This is a genomic window from Imperialibacter sp. EC-SDR9 (assembly GCF_902498805.1).
Taxonomy (GTDB): Bacteria; Bacteroidota; Bacteroidia; order Cytophagales; family Cyclobacteriaceae; genus Imperialibacter.
Genome location: NZ_LR701637.1, coordinates 131,157 through 148,331 on the forward strand (window position 1 = coordinate 131,157; position 17,175 = coordinate 148,331).

Genomic DNA, 17,175 nt, shown 5'->3' on the forward strand with positions numbered 1-17,175 from the left:
CTCTATCAAAAGCTGCCTGACGACGTGTGTGGAAAATCGGAATTTGTGTTCTGAAAGCTGATCCACCATCTCACGCACACTTGGAATAATCTTTTTATCTTTTGCGAGGAGGAGGACTCTTAATGATCCTATAATTTCCAGGCCCAGGTCGGTGGCAACTTTCCTTCCTTTCCGCTCGTCAAGGATTAGAATTGAACCAGGTGTTTTTAGAGCAAGCGAAATTGAACTTGCTTCTCCCAAATCGAGCGTTTCAAGAATGCTATGACTGAACGGGGGCGGCGCTGATTTGACCTTTATCCATTCAGGTACAGCATAGCCAAACTCTGAGAGAACCTGCTCAGTAATGATCACCTCATGAAATAACTTTTGAAGGATGTCTAGCCTGTCAATTCGTTGATAAGCAATTAGACAGCTTGTGTCGGAGATAATAATCTCAGCCATTGGGAAACTGCCTCTTCAGGTCATCTGCTGTTTCTCCGAAAATCGACACTCCGTAGTTGCCAACGGTTTCAATAAATTCTCGTTTGGAGATGCCAACAAAGGTGGCAGCCTGGCCAGATGACAATATCCCTTTTTCGAAGAGTGATGAAGCAACGATCATTTTGACTTCTTTCTCGTCGGTTTCTTCCGGAAGATTGAGCGTAATTGTTTTCATCTGTATAAAACTTAATTTTTAGCGGCCAGATGGAATAGCCTCTACCATTGAGGAATGGATATTTAGTCTCGTGACCGATTTATTCATTCCGCTGGGTATGGCTTTCCTTATGGCTATTTCATGTAAGACAAATATAATGCAAAATCGACTAAACGGATCTCAACAGTGCCTTCTCCCCCAATTCTCTCAGTACAATCAGTAAAAAGTCAATATCGGCTTTTGTTCTTCTGTAATTATTGCAGTTGATGCGCAAAGCAGGTCTGTTATTAATACGGGTACCAGCAAAAAAGATGCGCCCGTCTTCTTCAATCAGTTCGAGTATCCGCTCGTTTACTCCGTCAACTCTTGCCTGGTTACTCTTTATTCCATCGTTCTCGGAAACATAACGGAAGGTAGCTATCGACAAATTGGCTGGCCCCAGCATTTCGAAATCTTCGGAGGCATTCACTAGCTCCTGGAAATACCTCACTACTGCAATATCATTCTCGATTGCCAGCCGCAGCTTTTTGGCACCATAGGCTTTGAACGTCATCCATACCTTGAGCGCTTTAAAGTCTTTGGTGAGCTGTAGCGTCAAATCCATCAGGTCTTCTCGCTCGGTTTTTTCCAAACCTCCCCGGAGGTAGTCAGGCACCAGGCTGAAAGTGTTTTTGAGGTGCTCCTTTTTTCTCACAATAACAGCTGCCACCTGAAACGGCACATAGAGCCATTTATGTGGGTTCACAAGAACGGCATCGGCCTCGCTCATGCCCCTAAAAAGATGACCAGCAACAGCGGTGCCAGCCGCAGGGCCGCCGTAGGCAGCGTCTACCATGTACCACAATTTATATTTTTTGGCAAGCGTTGCGAGTTCATCGAGCCTGTCGATGGCGCCGTTGTTGGTAGAACCAGCAATACCGATGACACCAATAGGCAATAAGCCTTCGTTCAGATCTTTCTGAATGGCCTCTTCCATCAAATCAACCCTTACCTGAAACTGATCATCTACGGGGATTTTCCGAAGGTATTCTTTTCCCATGCCCAGCAGATCCATGGCCTTGTCGAAACTAGAGTGACCCTGACTAGAAACATAAACTGTCATGGGTTTTTGGCTATAAAGGCCCTTCTGAGAAAGAGAGGCAGGCCCCATCACTTTTCGCATCACAGCCAAGTGAAGGAAGTTACCTTCCGAACCTCCACTTACCAACACACCTGCGCTATCATCAGGATAGCCCATGAACTGGCAGAGCCATTTGATGACTATTTTCTCCATTTCTGAGTTGGCTGGGGCGTTGTGCCACTTCAGGTTGTTTTGATTAAGACCGGCTTTCAGAAACTCAGCGAGCATGCCAACCTGATTGCCTCCGCCTGTGATGTATCCGTAGTAGTTGGGGCTCGGGTTGAAATTCGACATCTCGAAAACTTCGGAACCAACCGTGGCCAGCAGCGACTCCATAGGTGTTTCTTCCTCTGGCAGCTTTTCATTGAATCGCTCCTGAATTTGAGCTGGTGTATAGTTGTGATAGATTTTGGAGCCCCTAAGGTGCTTTAACCAGTCGTAGTAGATGGATACCGCTTGCTCGGTGTATTGGCGGAATTCTTTTTCCTGAAAGTCTAGATTCATTTGATGTAGAGAGTTTTCAACGGGCTTAGTTTAAGCGGATAACGTCCTCCTCTTTGAAATAAATGATTACAGGCCGGGACGCAACTTTATTGAGAAGCGGCAAGAGAATTTTGTAAGCCATTTCCTCTGCCTCCTCAAGGATGCCACCCTCAAGGGCAGATTTCATCATCTGAGCCTCTGCCTGAGCGTAAGCAGTGTCAATAAACTGGTTGAACTCTTTGTCTTCCAGACCAATGCCCCTTTTTAAGTCGTAAAACCTGCTTTTGCTGTGGTCAATTTTGTGGTAGCAAAGCTCCGGTTTTGGTAGTTGAATCACCAGCGTGTCTCCGTCGATAATGTCCGATGTCGTCACTTTCAAAAGATCGATGCATGCTACTGCCTCTCCGGCGGCAATCAGCACCGCCCTTGAGTCGCCACCGTCCTGAATCCTGAAAATGCCCAGATCCAGGTAGCGCTTGCTAAGCCTCTCTATTTCCACTACATCCTGCATCCGGTACTTCACCAACTCCAGCTTGCCCAAAGCTTCGATTTCTTTCAGCAGCACCTGGTGTCGCTGGTTCACTGTGGTTGGCTCAACAAACAACCCACTGTTGAACCACAGTACTACCCCGCCGACCAGCAAGAGCGCCCATAGCAGTATTCTAAGAATTATTTTGGGTGTAAAGATCATTGTTTGCGAAAATTATAAAATCAATAGATGCTGATGCATAAACATCATAAATAAATCATGTCCTCGTTATTATCATTCAGCATTCTAAATTGTTAATTTGCATCTAATTACTTCAAACGAAAACGTAATATATACGGGTAATTGTCCTTTCCGAATTTAAAATCACTCAGCCATGAAAAAGTTTCTATTGATTGTTGGTGGATTCATTGTAGTAGTGCTTTTGGCAGCAGCCATACTACCATTCATCTATAAAGATGATATTAAGGCAGCGCTCGACGATGCAATTGGGGAGAATGTTAACGCCAAAGTCTATTTTGATGAATCACGCTTTGGCCTTACACTTTTCAAAAACTTTCCCAATCTAACAGTAACACTCGGTGGCCTGGGGGTTGTTGGCATAGATGAATTTAAGAAAGACACTCTGGCTGCGGTCGATCAGGTAGACGTGGTGGTCAACATCATGTCTGTGATCAACGGCAACTACCGTATCAGCGGCTTGTACCTCAACGAGCCAAATATTTATGTAAAGGTGCTGGCCAATGGCAAAGCCAATTATGATATAGCCAAGCCCTCGGAGGAACCAGTTGCCGAAGAAACCCCAACAGAAAGTGGTGATGTTCAGTTTGGCATCGACAAATGGGAGATCAAAAATGGCAACATTGTTTATGACGACGCTACCATACCTTTCTACATGGCGATGAAAGGCATGAACCACACGGGAAGCGGCGACTTTACGCTGGAGGTGTTTGATATGGACACTTATACAGAAATAGAAAATCTGGTTGTCGCCTATGATGGTGTAGAATACATGTCCAATAAAAGGCTCAAAGCCGACATGGCTCTGAATATGGACTTAGGCCAGATGAAATTTACCTTTAAGGACAATGTGGTGTCGCTCAATGACTTCGGCCTCAACTTTGACGGGTATTTTGCCATGCCAGAAGAAGGGTACGACATGGACATTAATTTTTCATCGCCTGAAAATAGCTTCAAGTCATTGTTGTCGCTTGTGCCTGGTATGTACAGTGATAGCTTCACCGGGCTGACAGCCTCTGGCGACACCCAGTTCAGCGGGTTTGTTAAAGGCATCTACAACGACACTCAAATGCCGGCATTCAACTTTGCCATGAAGGTAATCGACGGCAATTTCAAATATCCAGATCTGCCCTCTGCAGTGAGCAATGTGAATGTTGATATGTTGATCGACTGTGCTGATGGCAACATAGACAATACGCTGGTTGACATCAAGCAATTTCATCTTGACTTCGGCAATAATCCCGTTGATGCCAAGCTGACTATCAAGAACCTGGTCAACTACGACATGGTGGCTGACATTCAGGCAAAACTGAATCTGGGTGAGCTGGCCACTATGTTTCCCATGGAAGGACTTGAAATGAAGGGTATGTTTAGCATGAATGCCAAATCTCAGGGAGTGTATGATAGCATTGCCAACACCATCCCAACCATCGACATGGAAATGGGGCTGACAGATGGATTCATCAAATATGCTGACTACCCAGTCCCCATGGAGCAGATCAACATGCACACTACCATTAAAAACGAAAGTGGTAAGATGGCAGAGACAGTGGTGCTGATGGACAAATTTACCATGTTGGTAGATGGGGAAAAGCTTGAGTCTACTTTAAGATTTGAAAATCTCGACGATTATACCTGGGATCTGGCGGTAAACGGTGGTGTTGATTTGGAAAAGATTATGCAGATTTTCCCAATGGAAGGCATGGAGCTGAAGGGTAAAATCGCCGCCAACATGCAGACCAAAGGTAAAATGTCGGATGTGGATGCGGAGAGATACGACAAGCTGGCTACCAGCGGAGGGATGACCGTAAGCAACTTCTACTATGCCGATGCTGACCTGCCGCAGGGCTTTGCCATTTCTGAGTCTGAGCTGAGTTTCAACCCGAAAGAGGTTCGTTTGAACAAATTCAACGCTATGCTTGGCCGTAGCGACATGGTCATGACCGGAGCTATCACCAACTATATGGCGTATGCTATGAATGACGAGACCATCAAAGGTGAGCTGAACTTTTCTTCGAACTCGTTCGATCTGAACGAGTGGATGACCGACGAGGATACCACAGCAACCGTGGAAGCCGACACCGCTGCCCTTGAAGTAGTGGAGGTGCCAAAAAACATTGATTTCATTTTAAAGTCTAGCATTACTAGTCTGCTGTATGACAACATGGAGATCAAAAACATGAAGGGCAATATCATTGTGAAGGATGGTGTGGTAAAACTTGACGATGGTAAGTTCAACCTAATGGATGGCCTGTTTGCTATGGATGGGGAGTACGATAGCCGTGACCTTGAGAAGCCCGTGTTTGCCTTTGACTTTTCAATCACTGATATGTCTATCAAGTCGGCGTATAATACATTCACAACGGTTCAACAATTAGCTCCGATAGCCGAAAAAATGGAAGGAAAGTTTTCTACCGACTTCGTTATGGCTGGTGCTTTGGGTCAGGATATGATGCCTGTGATGGAGTCTATCCTGGGGCAGGGTGTGGTGAAAGTCGCTGAGGGCAAAGTAAATGACCTTAAAGTGCTGACCACTTTGTCGTCTGTTTCAAAACTTGGTGACGACTCAGGGACATTGAGCCTGAAGGACGTGATTATGCAAGCCGAAATTAGGGACGGGAGAGTGTGGCTGAAGCCTTTCGATGTGAATGTAGGCAAATACAAAACCACGATTGCCGGAAGTAATGGTATAGATGGCACAATGGACTACGTAATGGCGATGAATGTGCCTGCTGGTGCCGCATCTGCCGCAGCCAATCAGGCCATAGCATCTGTTACTGGAGTGAGTTCAGCTATCTCCTCCAATATTGTGATGAACTTCGGCGTTGGTGGCACTTATGATGATCCAAAAGTGACATTGAAAAGCGTAGATGCAGGCGAGGGTGGAAAATCGGCCACAGATGCTGCCAAGGCTAAGATAGCTTCAGAAATGGATGCCAAGAAAAAAGAGGCCGCACAGAAAGCTGACGCAGCCAAGGCCGAGGCTGTGAAGCAGGCTGAAGAAAAGAAAGAAGCCGTTGTTAAAGAGGTAGAGGAGAAAAAAGAAGCAGCCAAGGAGGAAGTGAAGGAACAAGTCGAAGAGAAGAAAGAAGAAGTGAAAGAGGAGGCTGCCGACAAACTAAAGGGGCTGCTTAAGAAGAAAAAAGGAGGAGGAGAATAATTCCCACCCTCACGAGACGTTTCAAACCCTCGGGATGTTTATTGTCCTGAGGGTTTTTTTGTATAATTATATCCAATTAAACAGCCCCAGATATGGCAAAGCAATCATATGTCGGAAGGAAAGTAGTAGTAGTCGATGGCACCCGAACGCCTTTTCTAAAGTCGGGCACGGGCTACCGGGATCTTATGGCCTATCAACTGGGCGCTGTGGCTATTTCGGGTCTTTTGAAAAAAGCCTCTCTCGATGCGGCTCAGGTTGAACAGGTGATCATGGGTACGGTGGTGCATAATATTGTGACATCCAATGTGGCCAGAGAATGTGCCCTTACCGGCGGTATTCCTTTTACCACACCGGCACATACTGTTTCCCAGGCCTGCATTTCCGCCAACCAGGCCATTGCTCAGGGAGCTGACCTGATCAGGCTTGGTCATGCCGATTTGGTTGTTGCGGGTGGAACCGACTGTGTGTCGGATATTCCGATAGGCTTTCCCAAGAAAATGAGAACCAAACTCTTCGCTTCTCAGAAGATTCGTTCGACCGGTGAATGGCTGAAGTTTGTGTTGTCTCTCCGTCCGGCTGACTTCAAACCAGAGGTGCCCCAAATTGCAGAATATTCCACTGGCCGCACCATGGGGCAGGATTGCGAGCTGATGGGCACCCGATTTGGTGTTACCCGGGAAGAGCAGGATGAATTTGCTGCCCGATCGCACCAATTGGCTGCCAAAGCCGCCGAGGAAGGCATATTGGCCCGTGAGATTACAGCAGCTGAATTTCCGCCATCATTCAAGGCGATCAAAGAGGATAATACCTATCGTGGTGATACGACTGTTGAAAAACTTGCTAAGCTGCGGCCAGCTTTCGACAAAAAGAACGGGACAATAACGGCAGGCAATGCCTCTTTCCTTACCGATGGAGCAGCTGTGGTGCTTCTGATGAGCGAGGAAAAAGCCAAGGCCCTGGGTTATGACACATCCATTCAAATCAGGGATTACGTTTTTACTGGCCAGGATCCGAATGAAGAGCTTCTATTAGGTCCGGCTTACGCCACCTACAAATTGCTGCAACGCCAAAACCTGACATTGAAAGATTTGGAGGTTATCGAATTTCACGAGGCTTTTGCGTCCCAGATTGTCACCAATCTCAAAGCATTGAATTCCGACCAATTTGCAAAGGAGAAGATGGGATTGACTGCAAAAGCTGGCGAGATAAATATGGACAAATTTAACATTCACGGAGGCTCACTTTCTTTGGGTCATCCTTTTGGTGCCACTGGAGCGAGGTTGGTAACAACCGCCATGAATCGATTAAAAAGGGAGAATGGCAAATTGGCCTTGCTGGCAGCGTGCGCTGCCGGGGCCCATGGTCATGGCATGATCCTAGAAAAGGTGTAATGCATATCTTAAAATGTGTACTGATTTCCGTCTTCCTCGGATTGGCGTTTTTTTCATGCAAGAAAACAAAAACCGATGCCCCGGAAAGAACAACGCTCGACTCAACGCTCGCTCCGCCGGTTTCAAGGCTGACCATCCCTCTCAGCTTTAGTCTGGATAAGGTAGAAGCCCTTATCAACGAGAAAATCGATGGTACCTTTCTGAGAAAGAGAGTAGCGGCTAATACAAACGACAGTCTTTACTTTGAGCTTACTAAGCAACAGCCGATTATATTGACCTGGAAAGCACCAGACCTTCGCTATCGGGCTCATCTGAAAGTTTCAGGTCAATACATGAAGAATATTTTGGGTGTGAAGATCCAAAATCAAACGCCGATAGAGTTTGAATTGGAACTGCTCTTTAAGACGGAGCTTGGTTTTGAAAAAGACTGGAGCATCAGGCCCAAAACTGTTATTGAGGAGATAGTTTGGAAAAGCGACCCGGTGATGAATCTTGGAATTGCGACCATCAATTTCCGAAAACCTGTGGAGAAAGCGCTGAACGACCACCAGGACAGCCTTACACTGAAGCTGGATGGTTTTATGAAAGAGACCATCGACACGAGAAAAATCATTGAAAAAATCTGGAGCGACTTGCAGCAACCGATCCGACTAAAAAAGGATGAGCCAAGGATTTGGCTGCTGGCCAAAGCCGAGACGCTGAAAGCAAGATGGACTCGTGACCCTGAAAGACAAATTACAGCTCAGGCTGAATTAACGGCTCAAATATCAACCCTCGTAGAAGGAGATGACCTGACTGTTTGGCCAGTGCCCTTACCTGAGTTTAGTTTTCAAACAGACCATCAGGACAGTCTGGTGGCAAGCGTGCTGTGTACGCTTCCGTTTGACAGGGTCAACAACTACAGTAGAAAAAAACTTGTGGGAATGAAGATCGATTCGGCGGGTTATTCGGCGCAAATCAAGGATGTGGAGGTATACGGCACGAAGGATGGTTTGGCCGTGAAGCTGGGGTTGACAGGCGATGTGAGGGGCGATGTGTACCTTCAGGGGAGGCCTGTGATAGACAGGGCATCCAAAAGCTTTCGGATAGAAGATTTTGACTTTGTGGTAGATTCTGATGATGCCGTTCTGGCTTCTGCCGATTGGCTTCTCCATAGCTCCATAAAGGTGATGGTTGAAAAGCAGCTTACCTATGAACTCCAGCCCTATGCCGACATGATCCCCATGCTCATCACAAGCGGGATAGAAAAGGGAAAGCTTGCGCAGACACTGGAGGTGTATATTGATTCATGGGAGATTATGCCACTGGCTACTCTTATTACTTCCAAAGACCTCCAAATGATTATTCAGGTGAGAGGCATGGCCGAAATAAGGCTGCAGGAAATACGAAAAGATAGTACGCAACAAAAGGCGATCAGCCAATAGAGAACTTCGTGTTTATTTGCCTTACATAATCCTAAATAATCGCCTATATTTACTCTGCATGCATACTAAAGGTCTGGGAGTGTTTCCAGGCGATTCTTAATTCAATTTATCATGGCTTCAAAAGCAAAAAACTCCTTTCTGACTCTTGAAAAACACGGCGACGTAGGCGTGATCTGGATGGATTTGCCTGGAGAAGAGTGGAACAAGATTTCCATTGACACTGAGGCGCAGTTTCGGGAGGTAATGCAGCAGATTGAGGCAGACTCAGGCCTAAAAGCCTCTGTGTTGATAAGCAGGAAGAAGGGTTTTATGGCTGGTGCCGATATAGAGAAGTTTTTGCAAATGAAGCCGGGTGAATCGAAAGCAACAGCGCAGGCTGGCCATGCTATGCTGCGTGACTTGGAAGACTCCAAAAAACCTTGTGTAGCCGCCATTCATGGTGCCTGCATGGGTGGGGGCCTGGAAATCAGCCTGGCTTGTGCCGGACGAGTGGCGAGCAATCATAGCAGCACCATGATGGCTTTGCCGGAAGTGAAGCTAGGATTGCTTCCTGGCCTGGGAGGCACTTACCGGCTCCCAAAACTCGTAGGTGTGCAGAATGCCCTTAGCATGATTCTGACGGGAAGAAATGTTTACGCTTTTCCAGCCCTGAAAATGGGGCTTGTGGATGAGCTGGTTTATCAACCAAAGCTACTTGATGCGGCTGTCAAATTTGCCAGAAAGTTGGCGACTGGTCAGTACAGGAGAAAAAGCAAAATGCCCCTGGCTTCAAAGGTGCTTGAAAGCAACCCGCTGACCCGGGGAATTATTTTCAGCCAGGCAACAAAAATGATGCTTCGCCAAACTAGCGGCAACTACCCTGCTCCTTATAAAATACTCGAGTCAGTTAAGTACGGATTGAGCCATACCCGGGAGCAGGCTGCCGAAAAAGAGACTGAACTGTTCGATCAACTGCTTCAGTCGCCCGAGGCATTTCAGCTGATCAATATTTTCTTTGCGATGAATGCCCTTCGCAAAAACCCGATGAAAGAGCTTGCCAGGCCAGTCAAAACTTTAGGAGTTTTGGGTGCCGGCCTGATGGGCGAAGGCATAGCGGAAGTCACAGTTCAAAATGGCACCGATATTTTGCTGAAAGACTTGCAGGAGCCAGCATTGGCCCAGGCCAAAAAGAACATCTGGTCGGTGCTGATGAAAAAGATGAAAACAAGAGCCATCACCAAAGCGGACGCCGAAACTATCATCAACAGAGTACACACCACGACTACATACGAGGGATTCCACAAAGCGGATGTGATCATAGAGGCTGTGTTTGAAGACATTAATATTAAGCACAAAGTGCTGAAAGAGACTGAAGCCGCTATTCGCAAGGATTGTGTTTTTGCTTCCAACACTTCCGCATTGCCGATTACGAAAATCGCTGAAGCCTCCTCCCGGCCGGAGACAGTCATCGGCATGCATTATTTCTCGCCAGTGCCCAAAATGCCCCTGCTGGAGATAGTTGTTACGGGTAAAACAGCCGATTGGGTAACCGCCACAGCGCTGGAAGTTGGTGTGAAGCAGGGCAAAACTTGTATTGTAGTGAAAGACGGCCCGGGCTTCTACACTACCCGTATCCTGGCTCCCTTCATCAATGAAGCGCTGCTGCTCATGCAAGAAGGAGCCGATCCGCTACAAATGGACAAGGCAATGAAGAAATTCGGCTTTCCTGTCGGACCGATTACATTGATTGATGAGGTAGGTATTGATGTAGGTGCTCATATCAACAAAGGCGATTTGGAAGCTTTCTTCAACAAGCGGGGAGCGAAGAGTTCGGACTTACTGAATAAACTTGCAGAAGCTGGATTCAAAGGGCGCAAGAACCGAAAGGGTTTTCTGCAATACGATGGAAAAACCGGCAAGAAAGTGAGAGGTAAAGTGAATGAGGAGGCGTTGCGGTTCATAGAAAGCCGGGGAAGCAAAGCCTTTAAAGATTCCGAAATACAGGATAGGCTATCATTGATCATGATCAATGAGGCGATTTATTGTTTGCAGGAAGGCATATTGAAAGAGCCAAGAGATGGAGATATCGGGGCTGTTTTTGGGTTGGGCTTCCCTCCTTTTCTGGGTGGCCCATTCCGGTTCGTCGATGCCAGAGGAGCCAAAACTATTGTTGAAAAGATGACTCAGTTGGAGAAAGAAATAGGAGCCAGGTTCAAGCCGGCCGAATTGCTGGTGGAGCAGGCTGGGAACGGGAAGAATTTTTATTAGCAGATACGGCAGATTGTTCAAGCCTCTTGCCTGGACAATAGAAGTCTTATTAAAAACCCTCCAAGGGTTCAAAACCCCTTGGAGGGTTGGAAGCCAAGCTAGTGGCACGAAAGGCAGAGATTTTAGCGGACGCTGGTGCGGATAAGGTCCAAGCGGACGCTTGAACCATTGGAGAGAATTTATAAAAGAAAGACAAATAGCATTAGATACCTATAAGAAACCATGGAAACCAAACCAGAGATAGCACGGGAAATAGTTTTGTCATTGCAGGATCGCTTCAGGCCTGAAAAATTGGAGGAAGGATTTGAAACGATATTTCATTTTGATATAGAAGGAAAGAACGGCGGGCAATTTACCGCTGTGATCGAGAAAGGCGCCTGCCGTGTCAGCCAGGGCCTGGAAGGTGAAGCCAAATGCACAATAAAAACAAGCGACGCCGTATATGAAGAAATTGAGCTGGGCAAACGCAGCGCCGAAATGGCCTTTATGATGGGCAAAATCAAAGTGAGCGACCTGAACGAGATGCTGAAGTTTACGAAACTGTTCAAGAGGTTGTTTTAGAGAACGTAGGTATTGTAGCAGTGAGACTCTTTGGAAATAGCCCAGAATGGGAAAATAGGAAAAGGTTGCGGAAGCTGATCGACAGCGCCACCACGACGATTTGCCCACCTGGCTGGGAGATGAAGTCATTTTCAGTGGGCGGCCTAACTGATGTTGGTTTCTCGCTGTTATATCCTGAAATTTTGTTAGTTGTTTCAGCCCAAGGCCGTGGACTAATAGATTGCAAAAAATTTATTCTAAGTGACAGAGATAGCGAGGTTGATGGAAATTGGTTGAATTATCAAGAACTTTGGTCTTTTGGGATTGGTAAGGTCAGCCAAGAAAAAATAAAGATTGCCGGGTTAAATGGAGGAGGCCTTTCAACTCTTACCGAAAACGGAGATAGTTTAGAACTCATGGCGCTTGACTGGCCGATTTGTGATATTGTGTTTCAACCCAATTGGAATTCGATATATCAAGAGAAATCTTCTCACGATTGCTTTAACATTTTTCGTGATTCTGAGTTAAGAGCCTACGGCTTTTCTTCGAATGGTCAATTCTTGGCAATAGCCACTGGAGCTGATGTGATTGTCTACTCTCGGAAAGATAACTATTGAGAATCTGTTCCTAAGGTTTCGTTTATTCTATTTCTATAAGCAGTTGTCCCGCAGCAACTCAAGATCGGTTTAACAGGCTGCTTCAATTCCTGCGGCTGTTGCAAGGAAGAATTTTCCTCGCTTGTTCGAACTCCTGGCTCTTATCATTTCCCAAATAAATCTTTTTCCCTCTTGTAACCTTCCGTACCTTTTTTGGTAACCAAACCAAATCGATCGAAAAAGCTTGCAAAATCGCCTGACCAAAACTGTGGAGATGATAACGGATGAGTGGCTGATGATTCAGGTGCAAAACGATGACCTGGATCATTTGAAGGACCTGTTTGAGCGGTACCAGGTGAGGCTGTACAATTTCTTTCTCCGCATGACATTCGATCAGGATGTAAGTGACGATTTGGTGCAGAACGTGTTCATGCGGTTAATGAAATACCGCAAGTCGTTCAACCCTGAGTATAAATTTAAAACCTGGGTGTATCAAATGGCTCGCAATGTGCACCACGATCATTACCGGAAGAACAAGCAGCTTACCGACGATTTTAAGAAAGTAGAAGACGTGGCTGACCTACATCACAGCGATGAAGAAGACGAGATGGATAGGGAGCGGGAGTCGGTGCTTTTCCAGGCGCTCGACAAAATGCCGGAAGATAAAAGAGAGTTGATAGTGCTAGGTAAACTGGAAGGAATGAAATACGAAGAAATAGCAGAAATAAGGAATACGACGGTTGGCAACATCAAGGTGCAAATGCACCGGGCCATCCAGCAACTGAGGGAAATATATTTCAATCATGCAGAAAACTAACAAACATATAGAGGAGCTTTTGCCGGAGTACATCGGCGGAATGCTTTCAAAAAATCAGGAGGAAGCAGTGAAGCTTCACCTTGATGAGTGTGCAAGTTGTAGACAGGCCTATGAGCAGGAATTGCAGCTGGAGCAAGAATTTTCTCTGGTGAAGCCAGCTCAACCAGGCCAAAAACTCAAAAAGGATGTGTTTGCCATGATTGAGGAGGAGAAGAAAGGCTTGAATTCAAGTCCGAAAGCAAGGCAGGTCTTTTTCTTCTCCTGGCAAGCCATGTCGAGGGTGGCGGCGGCGGTAATGCTGCTGGCAGTGGGCTACTGGTGGGGAAACAAAGACGATGCTCCGGTCGCCGACAACAATCAGGTCGCCGAAATGAAGGAGGAGATTAGCGAAATAAAGGAAATGCTCATGCTGGCGAACCTGAAGGCGCAATATCCAAGCGAGCGCATACAAGCCGTTAGCCAGGTCGAAAGCTACAACAAGGTTGACCCGAAGCTGATTGAAGCGTTGGTGACCACACTGAATACCGATGCCAGCCCCAATGTGCGGCTGGCGGCAGCCAATGCTTTGCAGAAGTTTGCGACTGTCAACAGCACAGTGAGAGCCGAGCTGGTTCGCTCCCTGGAATTTCAGACGGAGCCGATTGTTCAAATTTCACTCATCAACATGATGGTGGAACTCGAAGAAAAGAGTGCGGTGAACAAGTTGAAATCGCTGATTGACAACACAGAGACGCTGCCGGAAGTGAGAAAACAAGCCCAGTTGGGCATAGAAGTATTGATATAAAGCATTCAATAATTGATAAGCACAAAACATATAGGACAATGAAAACAATCAAATTATTTACAGCAGTGTTGGCGCTGACAATGTTTAGTCAGTTTCCGGCAAACTCTCAGGAAGTCGCATCAAGGTCGCTGGCCAGGGTTGACAGGGTTAGGGATGGTGACGATGATGGCCAAACCAAGGAATTCAAATTTAAGGTTCCTGGCTCGCCGGAGCAATACACTCTTAAAGTGTCAAACCTCCAAACCGATATTACTTTTGAGGCTTATTCCGGCACGGAACTGGTCATTACAGCCCTTGACTACGAGGGGATTCCTGAGAAAGCGAAAGGACTGAAGCCGCTTTCAGCTACCGGGCCCGACAACACGGAGATAGGGTTAAATATCAAGACAGAAGGAAATGTCATCTCGCTTTCAGGGGCAGGCAAAGCGGCCAGCGACTCTGATTACATAATCAAGATGCCGACTGCCATGGGATTGTCCTACGAGCAGGAATCATGGCACGGAGGAGGTGACTTTGTAGTCAAAGGCCTTAGTGGCGAAGTTAATGTGCAGTCGAAAAACTCCGATATCATCTTGACCGACGTATCGGGCCCGATAGTGGCAAACACAGTGAGCGGAGATATTAATATCGTCTTTACCAAAATGAATTCAACCAAGCCAACTTCGCTTGCAGCCACCAGCGGCGACATTGATATTACCATGCCCTCGGATGCTAAAGTTAACTTTAAGCTAAGCGTGGTTTCTGGTGAAATCTATACTGACCTTGATTTAAAGTTTGCTGAAAAGGAAGGCCTCAAGTCGTGGGGAGGCATGAATGCCAACCCAACGTTTAACGGTGGCGGTGTTGAAATATCGCTCCGGGCGGTAAGTGGTGATATTTTTCTAAGGAAGAAATAATTCAGCCATGAAAGCCATAGCAATGGGTTTGGTCACGTTTCTGGGAAGCGTGACCACCCTCCTGGCCCAATACATCACCGAAGCCAATAGCCCGGTGAGAGCAGGCCAGAAGATATACCTTGAGTTTGATTTCTCGTCGGTGATAAAGATTAATCACTGGGATCAACAGGAAGCAAAGGCAGTGTTAAGTGTGGAGGAAAAAGAAGACTGGCCTACTCCTGAGTTCACGATCAGCGTAGACAATACTACCTCGGCACTGAGCATCTACATGAAAAAGCAACAGTTTGAGGACTACTGGAAGAAGCAAAGAAGTGGCCGGGAAAACTGTTACTGTTCCACTCCCACTATGACGGTGGAGGTGTGGTTGCCAAAAGGAGTAGATATTGGTGTGAAAAGCATCAGCGCCGACATTGAAACTACCTTTGAAGGCGGTGAGCTGACCCTTGAGACCATCTCTGGTGATGTAGACATCAAGCTGCCAGCCTCACAAAACGTTTCGTTGAAGGCGTCAACTATTTCTGGCGACATCTATAGCGACCTGACCTTCGAGTACCTTGATGGCGGGAAGGGGCTGAAAGAGATTGTCGGAGTAAAGCTGGACGCCAAACTGAACAACGGAGGGAAGAACCTTCAGCTCAAGTCGATCAGTGGAGACATACTCCTTCGAAGATTGTAACGCATTTACATTGATAAGCATTGATAAAGGGCCTTCATGGCCCTTTATTGGTTTATGGGGGTTTTCATCTTGTTTTCGGGAAACCTTCAATTATCTTTGTGCCTCAATTCTATACTAACCCAATAGAGAATATAGTTAATTCATTTTTCCGGCTTCAAATATGTCTGCTGATTCGGTTTCAGAAAATATAATTCCGCACAAGCACAGTATCACTCATGTTGACAGAGTAGAGCGAAATGGCTACAGACCCGTGCTGGTTTGGTTAACTGGCTTGTCGGGTTCCGGCAAGTCAACATTAGCCAGTGAAGTGGAAAAGGCTCTTTTTACCCAGGGGCTTAATACTTACATTCTCGACGGAGACAATATTAGGTCAGGCCTCAACAAAGACCTGGATTTTGGTGATGACGCACGCAAAGAGAACATCCGCCGCATTGGTGAGGTATCGAAGCTTTTCATCGATTCGGGCACTATTGTACTCACGGCATTTATCTCGCCGTTTATTGACGACCGAAAGCAAGCCAAAGACCTGGCTGGGGCGGATAACTTTATAGAAGTGTTTGTCGACTGCCCTCTGGAAGTGTGCGAGCAAAGAGATGTGAAAGGACTTTATAAAAAGGCCAGAGAAGGGAAAATTAAAAATTTTACCGGGATCGACTCACCTTTCGAGCAACCCAAAAATGCAGATGTGGTAGTAAAAACCAACGAAGAGTCGCTGGAAGTGTGCACAAAAAAGATTTTGGAAGTAGTTTTGAAAAAAATTAAAAATTAATGGCGAGGTACAATCTTACTCACCTGAAGGAGCTGGAAGCAGAATCCATCTTTATTATCAGAGAGGTTTTTGCTCAATTTGAAAACCCCGGGATACTTTTCTCCGGAGGGAAAGACTCCATAGTGGTTACCCATTTGGCCAGGAAGGCTTTCTGGCCGGCCAAAATCCCATTTCCCCTCGTTCACATCGACACGGGTCACAATTTCCCTGAAACGATTGACTTTAGGGACAATCTGGTAAAAGAGCTGGGAGTAAATTTAGTTGTTGCATCTGTGCAGAAGTCTATAGATGCCGGTCGGGTTCGGGAAGAAACCGGAAAAAATGCGAGCCGCAACTGGCTGCAGATTACAACCCTGCTGGATTCCATAGAGGAAAATAAGTTTGATGCCCTGATGGGAGGTGCCAGAAGAGACGAAGAAAAGGCTCGTGCCAAGGAGCGTTTTTTCTCACATAGAGATGAATTTGGCCAGTGGGATCCAAAAAATCAGCGCCCGGAACTTTGGAACCTCTTCAACGGCAAGAAAAACCAGGGAGAGCACTTCAGGGTGTTCCCTATAAGCAACTGGACTGAGATGGACGTTTGGCAATATATTTTGTCAGAGAACATCGATATACCGTCGCTCTATATTGCCCATGAAAGAGAGGTAATCAGGCGTGACGGCACATGGTTGCCCAAGTCAGAGTTCACGCAGCTTCGTGAAGGAGAAAAAATTGAAAAGAAGAAGATCAGGTTCAGAACGCTGGGCGATATCACTATCACCGGAGGCATAGAATCTGATGCCGATACGCTGGAGAAGATCGTATTTGAGGTGTCGGCGCTAAGGCAGACAGAAAGAGGCAACAGATCGGATGATAAGCGATCTGAAACCGCTATGGAAGACAGAAAGAAAGAAGGCTATTTTTAATTAGAA

General features: G+C 46.4%; 15 protein-coding genes and 1 pseudogene. 12 read left to right on the forward strand and 4 right to left on the reverse strand.

The window, feature by feature from the left end:
* Positions 1–15 precede the first annotated feature (15 nt).
* The 4 genes and pseudogenes from GC130_RS29300 to GC130_RS26005 all read right to left on the reverse strand — a co-directional run.
* A pseudogene (locus GC130_RS29300) lies at positions 16–441 on the reverse strand (DUF3368 domain-containing protein); the annotation flags it as partial.
* Positions 434–655, reverse strand: a complete 222-nt coding sequence (locus tag GC130_RS25995; RefSeq protein WP_152001298.1) for a UPF0175 family protein — start codon at positions 653–655, stop codon at positions 434–436. The pseudogene GC130_RS29300 and the gene GC130_RS25995, both read right to left, overlap by 8 nt.
* A 148-nt stretch (positions 656–803) precedes the next feature.
* The gene (locus GC130_RS26000) at positions 804–2,258 is read right to left on the reverse strand and encodes an aspartate aminotransferase family protein (protein WP_152001299.1); all 1,455 of its coding nucleotides are present in this window, start codon (positions 2,256–2,258) and stop codon (positions 804–806) included.
* Positions 2,259–2,283: 25 nt separating this feature from the next.
* Positions 2,284–2,928, reverse strand: coding sequence for a DUF4230 domain-containing protein (locus tag GC130_RS26005; protein WP_152001300.1), 645 nt, complete (start codon positions 2,926–2,928; stop codon positions 2,284–2,286).
* Positions 2,929–3,100: 172 nt separating this feature from the next.
* Here GC130_RS26005 and GC130_RS26010 point away from each other — a divergent pair, with 172 nt between their 5' ends.
* From GC130_RS26010 to cysD, 12 genes are all read left to right on the forward strand, one after another.
* Positions 3,101–6,124: an AsmA family protein gene (locus GC130_RS26010; protein ID WP_152001301.1), complete on the forward strand. Its 3,024-nt coding sequence runs from the start codon at positions 3,101–3,103 to the stop codon at positions 6,122–6,124.
* A gap of 92 nt (positions 6,125–6,216) precedes the next feature.
* On the forward strand, positions 6,217–7,515 hold the full coding sequence (locus GC130_RS26015) for an acetyl-CoA C-acyltransferase (protein ID WP_152001302.1): 1,299 nt from the start codon (positions 6,217–6,219) through the stop codon (positions 7,513–7,515).
* Positions 7,515–8,939, forward strand: a complete 1,425-nt coding sequence (locus GC130_RS26020; RefSeq protein ID WP_152001303.1) for a DUF4403 family protein — start codon at positions 7,515–7,517, stop codon at positions 8,937–8,939. The genes GC130_RS26015 and GC130_RS26020 overlap by 1 nt, the downstream gene beginning before the upstream one ends.
* A gap of 111 nt (positions 8,940–9,050) precedes the next feature.
* Positions 9,051–11,186 (forward strand): 3-hydroxyacyl-CoA dehydrogenase NAD-binding domain-containing protein, encoded by a 2,136-nt coding sequence (locus tag GC130_RS26025; protein ID WP_152001304.1) that lies wholly within the window; start codon positions 9,051–9,053, stop codon positions 11,184–11,186.
* 222 nt (positions 11,187–11,408) lie between these two features.
* Positions 11,409–11,747 carry an SCP2 sterol-binding domain-containing protein gene (locus GC130_RS26030; RefSeq protein ID WP_152001305.1) on the forward strand — a complete coding sequence of 113 codons (339 nt, stop codon included), beginning with the start codon at positions 11,409–11,411 and terminating at the stop codon, positions 11,745–11,747.
* A gap of 119 nt (positions 11,748–11,866) precedes the next feature.
* Positions 11,867–12,343, forward strand: coding sequence for a hypothetical protein (locus GC130_RS26035; protein WP_193218023.1), 477 nt, complete (start codon positions 11,867–11,869; stop codon positions 12,341–12,343).
* A gap of 223 nt (positions 12,344–12,566) precedes the next feature.
* Positions 12,567–13,139 carry an RNA polymerase sigma factor gene (locus GC130_RS26040; RefSeq protein WP_152001307.1) on the forward strand — a complete coding sequence of 191 codons (573 nt, stop codon included), beginning with the start codon at positions 12,567–12,569 and terminating at the stop codon, positions 13,137–13,139.
* Complete coding sequence (locus GC130_RS26045) at positions 13,126–13,923, forward strand: zf-HC2 domain-containing protein (RefSeq protein WP_152001768.1); 798 nt, start codon at positions 13,126–13,128, stop codon at positions 13,921–13,923. Before GC130_RS26040 ends, GC130_RS26045 begins: the two co-directional genes overlap by 14 nt.
* Before the next feature lie 38 nt (positions 13,924–13,961).
* Complete coding sequence (locus GC130_RS26050) at positions 13,962–14,819, forward strand: DUF4097 family beta strand repeat-containing protein (RefSeq protein ID WP_152001308.1); 858 nt, start codon at positions 13,962–13,964, stop codon at positions 14,817–14,819.
* A 7-nt stretch (positions 14,820–14,826) separates the two neighbouring features.
* Positions 14,827–15,495, forward strand: coding sequence for a DUF4097 family beta strand repeat-containing protein (locus GC130_RS26055; protein ID WP_152001309.1), 669 nt, complete (start codon positions 14,827–14,829; stop codon positions 15,493–15,495).
* Positions 15,496–15,655: 160 nt separating this feature from the next.
* Entirely contained in the window at positions 15,656–16,264 is a 609-nt protein-coding gene (gene cysC / locus GC130_RS26060; protein ID WP_152001310.1) for an adenylyl-sulfate kinase, read from the forward strand.
* Positions 16,264–17,169 carry a sulfate adenylyltransferase subunit CysD gene (cysD, locus tag GC130_RS26065; RefSeq protein WP_152001311.1) on the forward strand — a complete coding sequence of 302 codons (906 nt, stop codon included), beginning with the start codon at positions 16,264–16,266 and terminating at the stop codon, positions 17,167–17,169. The genes cysC and cysD overlap by 1 nt, the downstream gene beginning before the upstream one ends.
* Positions 17,170–17,175: the final 6 nt, after the last annotated feature.